Consider the following 11,857-nt stretch of genomic DNA (forward strand, 5'->3'; position numbering starts at 1 on the left):
CCGGTCCGCCCCGGCGGTCGTGACAGACTCGACCCCAGTGACCTCCCCTTTCGCGCCGCACCGCCCGCGAACGACCCCTGAGGACTGAGACGACCTTGAGCGGATTTGTCACCAAGCCCGAGCCGGTCCAGGTACCCGGCCTGGTCCACCTGCACACCGGCAAGGTGCGCGACCTGTACCGCGCCGAGTCGGGTGACCTCGTGATGGTCGCCAGCGACCGCACGTCCGCCTACGACTGGGTGCTGCCCAACGAGATCCCGGACAAGGGCCGCATCCTCACCCAGCTCTCGCTGTGGTGGTTCGAGCGGATCGCGGACATCGTGCCCAACCACGTGATCTCCACCGAGGTCCCGGCCGGCGCCCCGGCCGACTGGAAGGGCCGCACCCTGATCTGCCGCAGCCTGGACATGGTCCCGGTCGAGTGCGTGGCCCGCGGCTACCTGGCCGGCTCCGGCCTGGAGGAGTACCGCGCCTCCCGCACCGTCTGCGGCATCGCCCTGCCCGAGGGCCTGGACGACGGCTCCGAGCTGCCCGCCCCGATCTACACCCCGGCGCTCAAGGCCGAGGTCGGCGAGCACGACGAGAACGTCCCCTACGAGGAGACCGCCCGCCGGATCGGCGCCGAGCTGGCCGCCCAGCTGCGCCAGACCACCCTGGCCGTCTACTCCCGGGCCCGGGACATCGCCCGTGAGCGGGGCATCATCCTGGCCGACACCAAGTTCGAGTTCGGTCTGCTGGACGGCGAGCTGGTGATCGGCGACGAGGTGCTGACCCCGGACTCCTCGCGGTTCTGGCCGGCCGACGCGTGGGAGCCGGGCCACTCGCAGCCCTCCTTCGACAAGCAGATCATCCGCGACTGGCTGACCTCCCCGGCCTCCGGCTGGGACCGCCGCAGCGAGCAGCCGCCGCCGCAGCTGCCCGCCGAGGTGGTCGAGAAGGTCCGCGGCAAGTACGTCGAGGCCTACGAGCGGCTGACCGGCCTCAGCTGGTCCTGACGCCCGCGGCGCGAACGCCCGCGGGCCCGGCCGGTCAGATCCAGCCGTGCTCGCGGGCGATCCGCACCGCCGCGTGCCGGTTCTCGGCGCCCAGCTTGGCGGCGGCCGCGGACAGGTAGTTGCGGACGGTGCCCTGGGAGAGCGAGGCCCGCTCGGCGATCTCGGCGATCGAGGTGCCGTCCGCGGCGAGTTCCAGGACGTCCGTCTCGCGCGGCGTCAGCGGGCTCTCCCCGGCGGCGATGGCGTCCGCCGCCAGTTCCGGGTCCACGTACCGGCCGCCGGCCCGGACCGTCCGGATGATCCCGGCGAGGTCGGCCGCCGAGACCGTCTTCGGCAGGAAGCCGCGGATGCCGACCTCCAGGGCCCGCTTCAGGTATCCCGGGCGGCCGTGGCCGGTGACGATCATGCAGCGGCAGTCCGGCAGCAGCGTGCGCAGGCTGGTGGCCACCTCGATGCCGTCCAGACCGGGCATCTGGAGGTCGAGCACCGCGATGTCCGGCCGGTGGGCCTGGGCCATGGCCACCGCCTCCGGGCCGGAGGCGGCCTGGGCGACCACCACGATGTCCTCCTCCAGCGAGAGCAGCGCGGCCAGCGCGCCGCGGATCAGGTGCTCGTCGTCGGCGAGCAGGACGCGGACGGGCGCGGTGTCGGTCATCGGCGGGGGCCTTCCGTGCGGTCTTCGCGGGGCTTCGCGGGAAGCGGAGTCCCGGGGCATCAGAGTCTCAGGGCCCCGGCGCCGCGAACCGCCCGGGGCCGCGAACCGCCCGGGGCCGCGCAGCGGCCGGTCAGGACCTCGGGGCCGGGGCGTTCCCGGCGCCCCGCAGCGGGACGCTGGCGATCAGCCGGAAGCCCCCGGGCCCGGCGTCCGGCAGGGCCAGCTCGCCGTCGTGGGCGGCGAGCCGCTCGCGCAGTCCGCGCAGCCCGGTGCCGCTGCCCTGGGAGGGCAGCGGGACGGCCGGCACCCCGTCGTTCTCCAGCTCCAGCACCGCCCGGTCGTCCTCCCGCCGGAGCCGGATCGCGCAGCGGCCCGCCTCGCTGTGCCGCAGGACGTTGGTGGTGGCCTCGCGGATCACCCAGCCGAGCACCGACTGGACCGGGGCCGGCAGCCGGTCGGCGTCCTCGCCGAGGTCGATCTCGCAGAGCACGTCGGCGGAGCGGAGCACCGCGCGGGCGCCGATCGCCTCCGCGTGCAGGTCCGCCGTGCGGTAGCCGCGCACCACGTCGCGGACCTCGCGCTGGGACTCCTGGGCGATCTGCTGGACCTCGGCCATCTGGTCGGCGGCCTCCGGACGGCCGCGCCGGGCCAGCTGGACGGCCAGTTCGCTCTTGAGCGCGATGGTGGTGAGGTTGCGGCCCATCACGTCGTGCAGGTCGCGGGAGAACCGCAGCCGCTCCTCGGCGACGGCCAGCCGGGCCTGGGCCTCGCGGGCGGTGTCCAGCTCCCAGACCACCGACTGGAGCCAGGCGAAGCTGCGGCAGCTGGACCCGACCAGGAACATGACCAGCGCGGTGCCGCAGAGTGCCGCGACGGCCGTCCCCGGGGCGGCGCCGACCAGCAGCATCGCGGGCAGGACGGCCAGCAGGCCGGCGGTCCCGGCGAGGGCCGCCCGGCGCGGGGGCAGTCCGACCGAGGCCGGGCCGAAGGCGGAGAAGAGGAGGGTGCTGGCGATCGGGAAGGTGAAGACCACCGGATCGGTGCCGACCCGCGGGCCGAGCAGCAGCACCGCCCAGGAGCCGGCCACCGCGACGCCGCCGTTGAGGGCGAGCCAGCGCAGGTGGTCGGAGGGCCGCTTCAGGTAGTGGTCCAGCGAGGTCCGGTAGGCCCGCAGGCTGAGCAGGGTCTGGGCCAGTCCGACCACCATGGCCACCCGGCTGGCCGGGTGGGCCCGGAGGTCCGGGTCGGCGGAGTTGATCAGCAGGGAGAGCGGCAGCGGGGCCAGCGCCATCAGGTAGAGCGACCAGCGGAGGTAGAGCTCGGAGCGCTGCGGCTTGGAGTAGTCCCTCCACGCGCGCACCGGATTCACGACGCCCATCTGCTCTGCTCCCCGTTCGATCATGATCGTGCTGCTGCCTTCCTATCAGAGGAGGAACGGGGAGCGGACCTTCGGTTCGAAATCACCTGCCGGGAAAACAGCCGGTGGTCAGCGGCGCGGCTCCCAGCGGAAGTAGCGGACGGCTCCCCAGACCGCGAGGGCGAGCCAGATGCCGCCGGTGACCAGGTGCGGGGCGGCGGTGGCCCAGCTGCCGGCGAAGCCGGTCGGGGCGGCGGAGCCGTCGGTGCCGAACCAGCCGACCCGGACCAGCTGGAACGCCGGGGTGGTGGGCAGCAGCCGGCAGATGTCGGCGAGCCGGTCCGGCATGACCTCCAGCGGGATGAACAGGCCGGAACCGAACTGGGTGAGCAGCAGGACCGGCATGGTGGTGATGCCGGAGCTCTCGACGGTGCGGGTGAAGGCGCTGGAGAGGGCGGCCAGCGCCATCAGGGTCGCGATGACCATGACCAGGCCGCCGGCCAGCAGGATCGGGTTGACCGGGGCGGTCAGGTCCAGGGCGGTGGCGCCGACGACACCGATCACGGTGCACATCACCAGGGCGAGGCCGACCGAGGGGACGGCGGTGCCGGCCAGGATCTCCAGGTCCCGGGCCTCGCCGGTGCGCAGCCGCTTGAGCACCAGCTCGCCGCGGCGGGCCACGTAGGCGGCGGTCAGGTTGTAGTAGACGACGAAGGCCAGCACCATGCCGACCGCGCCGTTGACCAGCAGCGAGTCGACGTCGAGGCCGGGGTTGCTCTTGGCCTGCTGCTTGAGCACGCCCTGCAGCCCGAAGATCAGGAACAGCGGCAGCAGGACGGCGGTGAACAGGGCGGTCCGGTTGCGCAGCAGCAGGATCCCCTCGGCCCGGCCCAGGGCGAGCAGCCGGCGGACGGAGGTGCTCTTCGGCCCGGTGGCGGTGGCGGTGGCGGTGGTCATCGGGCGAGTCCGATCAGCTTGCGGCGGGCGGGGGGAGCGGCGGGGGAGTCGGCCGGGGGCCGGTGGGCGGCCTCGGAGGCGATGGCCAGGAAGGCCTCCTCCAGCGAGGCGCTGCGGGCGTCGAGGGCACCGAGCGCGATGCCGTGCCGGCCGGCCCAGCCGAGCAGCTCGGTCAGGGTGGCCTGGAGGTGCGGCGTCTGGACGGTGACCTTGCGGCCCTCGGCGGTCAGCGTGGCGCCGGCCAGCGGCGGGATCGAGGAGCCGGTGAACTCGGGGAGTTCGAAGGAGATCCGGGACGGCCGCCCGGCGATCACCTCGGCCACCGTGCCGGCGGCGACGATCCGGCCGCCGTGCATGATCGCCAGCCGGTCGGCGAGCTCCTCGGCCTCCTCCAGGTAGTGCGTGGTGAGCAGCACCGTGGTGCCCTGGGCGCGCAGCTCGCGGACCAGCCGCCAGACGGCGGCGCGGGCCTCCGGGTCGAGGCCGGTGCTCGGCTCGTCCAGGAACAGCACCTCGGGCCGGCCGAGCAGGGCCATCGCCAGGTCGAGGCGGCGGCGCTCGCCGCCGGAGAGCTGCTTGACCCGGACGTCGCGGCGGTGCTGCAGGTCGACCAGTTCCAGCGCCTCGTCCAGCGGGCGGGCGTGGCTGGTGGCGCCGGCCCAGGAGCGGCCGGTCTCGGCGACGGTGAGGTCACCGGGGAAGCCGCCCTCCTGGAGCATGATGCCGATCCGGGGCCGGACGGCGGCCCGCTCGCGGTACGGGTCGCGGCCGAGCACCCGGACCCGGCCCTCGTTCGGGGCGGCCAGTCCCTCGATCAGTTCCATGGTGGAGGTCTTGCCGGCCCCGTTGGTGCCCAGCAGCGCGAACAGCTCGCCGCGGCCGACGGTCAGGTCGACGCCGCGGACGGCGTGGTACCGGCTGCTGCCGGTGCCGTAGTGGCGGTGCAGCTCGGTGACCTCGATCACATGGTCGCCGGGGCGGTGGGGCTGGCTCGTTTCCATGCCCCAAGCCTCCCGTCGCCCGGGGGACGGGGGCAGTGCGCGCCTTCATGAGAACCCGGTGCGGATCCATGGGCCGGCGATGACGAATGTCATGGGCAGCGGAACGGGAGAACGCCGAAGGGCCCTCTCGATCGAGAGGGCCCTTCGTACTGGAGCGGACGACGAGATTCGAACTCGCGACCCTCACCTTGGCAAGGTGATGCTCTACCAACTGAGCCACGTCCGCAGGGTGGAACTATGTAATTGTGCTGTGCTCGCGCACTGCGAGCGGACGACGAGATTCGAACTCGCGACCCTCACCTTGGCAAGGTGATGCTCTACCAACTGAGCCACGTCCGCGCGGTGCCTTGCGGGGCACCTGCCGCCTCTTCGGATCTCTCCGTTGCGGCGACGAGGAATACTCTACAGCATCCGGAGGGGTGGTCGTCCCGCCCTCCGCGGGCGGACGGGACGACCGGTGACCGCGGGAGTTCAGTTCGCCTCGGCGAACGCCTCGTACACGTGCTTCGGGATGCGGCCGCGGGCCGGCAGCTCCATGCCGCGGGACTGGGCCCAGGCGCGTACGGCGGCCGGGTCCGGGGTGAGGGCGGTACGGCGGAAGGACTTCCCGGTACGGCTCTGGCGGCGGCCGGCGGCGACGAACGGGGCGAGGGCCTCCCGCAGCTTTTCCGCGTTGTCCACGGACAAATCGATCTCGTACGACTTCCCGTCCACGCCGAAGTGGACGGTTTCCGCGGCGGCGCCGCCGTCCAGGTCGTCGGAGAGCGTGACAACTACACGCTGAGCCATGGGTGTCAATCCTCTCGGGCAATTCGGCCGACAAGGGCGCGGGTGCGCTCCCGGGCCTGATGTGCACCACTCGCGCAAGTGCATACGGGCAGGCCGGATGGCCGTGCCGGATACGCAGCACTCACCGCGGCAGGTGGCCCTATTCTGCACCCGAAGCGGGGAGAAATCGAAGAGTCCGGCTTTCTTTTCCGGATATTCACGTGTCTTCGCCGGGGTGCCGGATACCGGGCGCACTCGGCTGGCCGATCTGTCCGGAGTGCCGGTATTCGGGTGCTCTTCGGCCGTTCCCGCGGCGGCCGCGGAATCCGCCGAAAAGGGGCGTGCGGCGGGGGGTCCCGGGCCGATGGAGGCCTTGCCGCGTAAGGGGCGTGAGTCTACGCGCGTCGCTACGCCCGGCCAGCAATCCCGCCCGAAACCCCTTGTAGTCTGGAGTTCCCCCGCCTCACGAAGACACCACCGGGAGTGCCAGTGGCACGCGTCGTAGTCGACGTCATGCTCAAGCCGGAGATCCTCGACCCCCAGGGACAGGCGGTGCAGCGCGCACTGCCCCGTCTCGGATTCACCGGGATCGCCGACGTCCGCCAGGGCAAGCGTTTCGAGCTGGAGCTGGAGGGCCCGGTCGACGACGCCGCGCTCGCCCGTATCCGCGAAGCCGCCGAGACCTTTCTCGCCAACACCGTGATCGAGGACTTCACGGTCCGCGTCGAGGAGGAGGGCAAGTGACCACCCGCGTCGGCGTCGTCACTTTCCCCGGCTCCCTCGACGACCGCGACGCCCAGCGCGCGGTCCGCCTCGCCGGCGCCGAGCCGGTCGCCCTCTGGCACCGTGACAAGGATCTCCACCAGGTCGACGCGGTCGTCCTGCCGGGCGGATTCAGTTACGGCGACTATCTGCGCTGCGGTGCGATCTCCCGCTTCTCGCCGGTGATGGACACCATCATCGAGCAGGCCAGGGCGGGAATGCCGGTTCTCGGTATCTGCAACGGCTTCCAGGTGCTGTGCGAATCGCACCTGCTGCCCGGCGCGCTCACCCGCAACGACTCGCTGCACTTCATCTGCCGCGACCAGAAGCTGCGGATCGAGAACAACGGCACCGCCTGGACCCGCGATTACGCGGTCGGCCAGGAAATCGTCGTGCCGCTGAAGAACGGCGAGGGCCGCTTCGTCGCCGACCAGCACGTCCTGGACGAGCTGGAGGCCGAGGGCCGGGTGGTCGCCCGCTACCTCGACGTCAACCCCAACGGTTCGTACCGCGACATCGCCGGCATCACCAACGCGGCCGGCAATGTCGTCGGCCTGATGCCGCACCCCGAGCACGCCGTGGAGCCGCTCACCGGTCCCACCACCGAGGGCCTGGGCTTCTTCACTTCCGTCCTGAAGCAGCTGGTGAACGCCTGATGAGCCTCGACACCGTCAAGAACGCCGAGCAGACCCCGGACGCCGCCCAGCCGTGGGCCGAGCTCGGCCTCAAGGAGGACGAGTACGCGCGCATCCGGGAGATTCTCGGCCGCCGCCCGACCGGCGCGGAACTCGCGATGTACTCGGTCATGTGGTCCGAGCACTGTTCGTACAAGAGCTCCAAGACCCACCTGAAGCAGTTCGGCGAGAAGAAGCCCGAGACGGACGCGATGCTCGTCGGCATCGGCGAGAACGCCGGTGTGGTCGACGTCGGCCAGGGCTACGCGGTCACCTTCAAGGTCGAGTCGCACAACCACCCGTCGTACATCGAGCCCTACCAGGGCGCGGCCACCGGCATCGGCGGCATCGTCCGCGACATCCTGGCGATGGGCGCCCGTCCGGTCGCCGTGATGGACCCGCTGCGGTTCGGCGCGGCCGACCACCCGGACACCCGGCGCGTGCTGCCCGGGATCGTCGCGGGCATCGGCGGCTACGGCAACTGCCTGGGCCTGCCGAACATCGGCGGCGAGGTCGTCTTCGACTCCTGCTACCAGGGCAACCCGCTGGTCAACGCGCTGTGCGTGGGCGTCATGAAGCACGAGGACATCCACCTCGCGCAGGCCTCGGGCGCCGGCAACAAGGTCATCCTGTACGGGGCCCGCACCGGCGGCGACGGCATCGGCGGCGTCTCGGTGCTCGCCTCCGAGACCTTCGACGACAGCAAGCCGGCCAAGCGCCCGGCGGTCCAGGTCGGGGACCCGTTCCAGGAGAAGCTCCTCATCGAGTGCACCCTGGAGATCTTCCGCGAGAAGCTCGTCAAGGGCATCCAGGACCTTGGCGGCGCCGGTCTGTCCTGCGCCACCTCCGAGCTGGCCTCGGCCGGCTCCGGCGGCATGCGGATCGACCTCGACACCGTGCACCTGCGCGACCACACGCTCTCGCCGGAGGAGATCCTCATGAGCGAGTCGCAGGAGCGCATGTGCGCCATCGTCGAGCCCGAGAAGGTCGCCCGCTTCCTGGAGATCTGCGAGAAGTGGGACGTCATCGCGAACGTCATCGGTGAGGTCACCGACGGCGAGCGGCTGGAGATCTTCTGGCAGGGCGAGCTCGTGGTGGACGTGCCGCCGCGCACCGTCGCCCACGAGGGCCCGACCTACCAGCGTCCGTACGCCCGCCCGAGCTGGCAGGACGCGCTGCAGGCCGACGCCCCGACCGCGGAGCGGCTGGCCCGCCCGACCACCGGTGAGGGCCTCAAGGCCGACCTGCTGAAGGTCGCCTCGCACCCGAACCAGGCCTCCAAGTCCTGGATCACCGACCAGTACGACCGCTACGTGCTCGGCAACACCGTGCTCTCGCACGGCGAGGACTCGGGCATGATCCGGATCGACGACGAGACCAACCTCGGCGTCTCGGTCGCCACCGACGGCAACGGCCGCTTCACCAAGCTGGACCCGTACACCGGTGCCCAGCTGGCCCTCGCCGAGGCGTACCGCAACGTCGCGGCCGGCGGTGCCAAGCCGCTCGCGGTCTCCGACTGCCTCAACTTCGGCTCCCCCGAGGACCCGGACGTGATGTGGCAGTTCGCCGAGGCCACCCGCGGTCTGGCCGACGCCTGCCTGACCCTCGGCACCCCGGTGACCGGCGGCAACGTCTCGCTGTACAACCAGACCGGCGAGGTCGCCATCCACCCGACCCCGGTGGTCGCGGTGCTCGGCGTCATCGACGACGTCACCCGCCGCACCCCGGTGGCCTTCGCCGAGGAGGGGCAGCTGCTCTACCTGCTCGGCGACACCGCGGACGAGCTGGGCGGCTCGGCCTGGTCGCAGGCGGTCCACGAGCACCTGGGCGGCCTGCCGCCCAAGGTCGACCTGGAGCGCGAGCGGCTGCTCGGCGAGATCCTGATCTCCGGTTCGCGCGACGGCATGATCGACGCCGCGCACGACCTGTCCGACGGCGGCCTGGGTCAGGCCCTGGTGGAGAGCTGCCTCAAGGGCGGCCGCGGCGCGCGGATCGTCGTGCCCGAGGGCATCGACCCGTTCGTGTTCCTGTTCTCCGAGTCGGCCGGCCGCGCCGTGGTGGCGGTGCCGCGCAGCGAGGAGCTCCGGTTCAACGACATGTGCACCGCGCGGGGCCTGCCGGCCACCCGGATCGGTGTGGTCGACGGCGACGCCCTGGACGTCCAGGACCAGTTCACCGTCACGCTGGCGGAGCTGAAGGACGCCCACACCGGCGTCATCGAGGTCCTGCTGGGCTGAGTGTTCGAGCACGTCCCCGGGGGCGGACGGTTCCGAGCGGAACCGTCCGCCCCCGGGCGTATGTTGGGGGCCATGCCTGCCAAGTCCCGTACCTACCAGCCCGCCAAGGTGCGGGCCGCGCTGTCGGCGCAGAGCGAGGCCCTGCGCGCCGCCGTCCACCGGCTGACCGCCGCCGAGCTGGACCGCCCGACCCGGCTGGGGGAGTGGCGGGTGCGCGAGCTGCTGGCGCACCTCGCCGTCCAGATCGCCTGGCTGCCCGCGCACCTCGACGATCCGCTGGAGGGCCGGCCGCCGCTGGACCTGCCGCAGTGGACCGCCCGGCTCGGCGCGCTCGCCCCGTTGCTCGACGAGCAGGCCAGGGCGCGGACGGCGGAGGAGTTCGCCGGTGACCCGGCCTCGGTGGCGGCGGCCTTCGACCGGGCCGTGGAGGCGCTGCTGGCCGCCCTGCGGCGGCCCGAGACGGCCGATCCGGCCCGGCGGTTCGAGATCCGGCTCGGCTCGATGCCGCTCACCGAGTTCCTGGTGACCCGGCTGGTCGAGACGGTGGTGCACGCCGACGACCTGGCCGAGGCGCTCGGCCCCGAGCCCTTCCCGCACGACCGGCAGGCGGTGGCCACCGTCACCCGGATGCTCGCCGACGCCTTCGCCGAGCGGGTGCCCGGCGGCGCGGTCGAGCTGCGGGTGCCGCCGTACGCGGTGGTGCAGGCCGTCGAGGGGCCGCGGCACACCCGGGGCACCCCGCCGAACGTGGTCGAGACCGACCCGCTGACCTGGATCCGGCTGGCCACCGGCCGCACCGGCTGGGCGGACGCCGCCGAGGGCGCCGCGCTGTCCGCGAGCGGCGAGCGCAGCGACCTGCGGGCCCACCTGCCGCTGCTCGGCTGAGCCAGGACGCCCGGGCAAGCCGGTTCAGGGCACCGACGGTCCGCCCAGGTAGTGGCCGTCGGTGCCGTACGGCCAGGCGTTGGGCTTGCAGCCCTTGAGCCCGTAGATCTGCTGCATCATCGCCGGTGCGGGCTTGCCGGGGCCGGGGCAGGACTCGTGGCCGTGGCCGATCCGGTGGCCGACCTCGTGGTTGACCACCAGCGCCCGGTACTCGTCGATCGGGCCGTCGAACTGGGGTGAGCCGGTGGTCCAGCGCTTGACGTTGACCAGCACCTGGTCGCCGACGTTGCAGTTCACCTCACCGCGGGTGTCGAGCCCGGCGGCGCCGCAGATCCGGTCGACGGTGGCGGGGGAGGCGATCTTCACGGTGAAGTCGTAGTCACCGTCGGCGACCAGCTGGAAGCCGTTCCTCCGGTCGTTGGTCCAGCCGCGCCGGTCGGCCAGGATGCCCTGGATCTGGGTGGCGGAGGCGGCGGCGTCGATGCCGATGCCGTTCTCGACCTCGACCCGGTAGCGGCGGATCCGGCCGTGGCCGACCGGGTCGGCGGAGCCGCGGGCGAGGGTGAAGGTACCGGTGCCCTGGGCGGGGGCGCCCTCCGGGCCGCTCGGCTGCGGGGTGGGGGAGGGGCCGGGGGACGTCGGCGCGGGAGTCGTGGCGGCCGGGGTCGTCGGGGTCGCGGGCGGGGTCCCGGACGGCGGCGGGGCGGCGGTGGCCGGCGCCGGGGCGCCCTCGGGCGGGGCGATCCGGGCCGGAGCGGTCCGGCCGGCGTCCGGCAGCGCGTCCGGGTGGTTCAGGACGAAGAGCGTGCCGCCGAGGATCACCACCGCGGTGACCAGGGCGGTGAGCATGCCGGGTCCGAGCCGGCGGCGCGGCGGGCGCCGACGGCGCGGGGAGGCCGTCGCGGTACGGGGCCGGCGGGCGGGTCTGGGTGCGGGCACGCTGGGGGCTCTCTGTCGACCGGTGGGGTCGCGAACCCTCGAACTGATGTGCGCGCCCCCTCGCGGGTTCACCCTGGCACGGCGGAGCGGTGGCTGTCCACGGACCCCGGGGCACGCGCGGAACGGCCGACGCCGCCCCCGGCTGCCCGTCGGGGCACCAGGGGACGGCGTCGGCGGCGGTCCGGCCACCGGGGCCGGGGGTCAGCCCAGCGTGGCGGCGGCGGTCGGCGAGCTGTCCCGCAGGAACTGCAGGCAGCGCTCCGCCTCCTCCTTCTCCTCGATCGCGGCCGCGGCCCGGCCGAGCGCGTGCAGCGCCCGCAGGAAGCCGCGGTTCGGCTCGTGCTCCCACGGCACCGGGCCGTGGCCCTTCCAGCCGCTGCGCCGCAGCGCGTCCAGCCCGCGGTGGTAGCCGGTGCGGGCGTAGGCGTAGGACTCCACGACCCGGCCGGCCGTGTAGGCGTCGTCGGCGAGCTGCGCCCAGGCCAACGAGGAGGTCGGGAACTTCGCCGCGACCTCGGCCGGGGAGGCGCCGCCGGCCAGCAGCTCCAGCGGAGCGGGCTCGGCGGGCAGGTGCGTCGGGGGCGGACCCCCGAGGAGGTTCTCGTGAATGGTCATGCCCCCCAGTGA

Annotated in this window: 12 protein-coding genes and 2 tRNA genes; 5 read left to right on the forward strand and 9 right to left on the reverse strand. The window is 73.1% G+C overall.

Features of this window, described 5'->3' with window-relative positions:
* Window positions 1-95 precede the first annotated feature (95 nt).
* Window positions 96-995 (forward strand): phosphoribosylaminoimidazolesuccinocarboxamide synthase, encoded by a 900-nt coding sequence (locus tag ACFU9E_RS16570; protein ID WP_380684316.1) that lies wholly within the window; start codon window positions 96-98, stop codon window positions 993-995.
* Window positions 996-1,029: 34 nt separating this feature from the next.
* Here the strand turns inward: ACFU9E_RS16570 and ACFU9E_RS16575 are convergent, their stop codons facing one another.
* The 7 genes from ACFU9E_RS16575 to ACFU9E_RS16605 all read right to left on the reverse strand — a co-directional run bounded on the left by ACFU9E_RS16575 (window position 1,030) and on the right by ACFU9E_RS16605 (window position 5,754).
* A complete protein-coding gene (locus ACFU9E_RS16575; RefSeq protein WP_380684317.1) occupies window positions 1,030-1,650 on the reverse strand; it encodes a response regulator in 621 nt (206 codons plus the stop codon).
* A gap of 130 nt (window positions 1,651-1,780) precedes the next feature.
* Window positions 1,781-3,028, reverse strand: a complete 1,248-nt coding sequence (locus ACFU9E_RS16580) for a sensor histidine kinase (protein WP_380684318.1) — start codon at window positions 3,026-3,028, stop codon at window positions 1,781-1,783.
* A 108-nt stretch (window positions 3,029-3,136) separates the two neighbouring features.
* Window positions 3,137-3,964 (reverse strand): ABC transporter permease, encoded by an 828-nt coding sequence (locus ACFU9E_RS16585; protein WP_380684319.1) that lies wholly within the window; start codon window positions 3,962-3,964, stop codon window positions 3,137-3,139.
* Window positions 3,961-4,965, reverse strand: coding sequence for an ABC transporter ATP-binding protein (locus tag ACFU9E_RS16590; RefSeq protein ID WP_380684320.1), 1,005 nt, complete (start codon window positions 4,963-4,965; stop codon window positions 3,961-3,963). The genes ACFU9E_RS16585 and ACFU9E_RS16590 overlap by 4 nt, the downstream gene beginning before the upstream one ends.
* 150 nt (window positions 4,966-5,115) lie before the next feature.
* A tRNA-Gly gene (locus ACFU9E_RS16595) sits at window positions 5,116-5,191 on the reverse strand.
* A 40-nt stretch (window positions 5,192-5,231) separates the two neighbouring features.
* Window positions 5,232-5,304: transfer RNA gene (locus ACFU9E_RS16600), tRNA-Gly, on the reverse strand.
* Window positions 5,305-5,436: 132 nt separating this feature from the next.
* On the reverse strand, window positions 5,437-5,754 hold the full coding sequence (locus tag ACFU9E_RS16605) for an Lsr2 family protein (protein ID WP_030304494.1): 318 nt from the start codon (window positions 5,752-5,754) through the stop codon (window positions 5,437-5,439).
* A gap of 468 nt (window positions 5,755-6,222) precedes the next feature.
* Here ACFU9E_RS16605 and purS point away from each other — a divergent pair, with 468 nt between their 5' ends.
* From purS to ACFU9E_RS16625, 4 genes are all read left to right on the forward strand, one after another.
* Window positions 6,223-6,477 carry a phosphoribosylformylglycinamidine synthase subunit PurS gene (gene purS / locus ACFU9E_RS16610; protein ID WP_030304493.1) on the forward strand — a complete coding sequence of 85 codons (255 nt, stop codon included), beginning with the start codon at window positions 6,223-6,225 and terminating at the stop codon, window positions 6,475-6,477.
* Window positions 6,474-7,151, forward strand: a complete 678-nt coding sequence (gene purQ / locus ACFU9E_RS16615; RefSeq protein ID WP_380684321.1) for a phosphoribosylformylglycinamidine synthase subunit PurQ — start codon at window positions 6,474-6,476, stop codon at window positions 7,149-7,151. Before purS ends, purQ begins: the two co-directional genes overlap by 4 nt.
* Window positions 7,151-9,406, forward strand: a complete 2,256-nt coding sequence (gene purL, locus ACFU9E_RS16620) for a phosphoribosylformylglycinamidine synthase subunit PurL (RefSeq protein WP_380684322.1) — start codon at window positions 7,151-7,153, stop codon at window positions 9,404-9,406. The genes purQ and purL overlap by 1 nt, the downstream gene beginning before the upstream one ends.
* Before the next feature lie 72 nt (window positions 9,407-9,478).
* The gene (locus ACFU9E_RS16625; RefSeq protein ID WP_380690161.1) at window positions 9,479-10,291 is read left to right on the forward strand and encodes a sterol carrier family protein; all 813 of its coding nucleotides are present in this window, start codon (window positions 9,479-9,481) and stop codon (window positions 10,289-10,291) included.
* Window positions 10,292-10,315: 24 nt separating this feature from the next.
* Here ACFU9E_RS16625 and ACFU9E_RS16630 read toward each other — a convergent pair whose 3' ends face one another.
* Together ACFU9E_RS16630 and ACFU9E_RS16635 are read right to left on the reverse strand one after the other, a co-directional pair.
* Entirely contained in the window at window positions 10,316-11,230 is a 915-nt protein-coding gene (locus ACFU9E_RS16630) for a DUF3152 domain-containing protein (protein ID WP_380690159.1), read from the reverse strand.
* A 201-nt stretch (window positions 11,231-11,431) separates the two neighbouring features.
* Window positions 11,432-11,845 (reverse strand): DUF3151 domain-containing protein, encoded by a 414-nt coding sequence (locus ACFU9E_RS16635; protein ID WP_380689886.1) that lies wholly within the window; start codon window positions 11,843-11,845, stop codon window positions 11,432-11,434.
* Window positions 11,846-11,857 lie beyond the last annotated feature (12 nt).

This window comes from Kitasatospora sp. NPDC057595 (genome assembly GCF_042800875.1).
Classification (GTDB): Bacteria; Actinomycetota; Actinomycetes; order Streptomycetales; family Streptomycetaceae; genus Kitasatospora.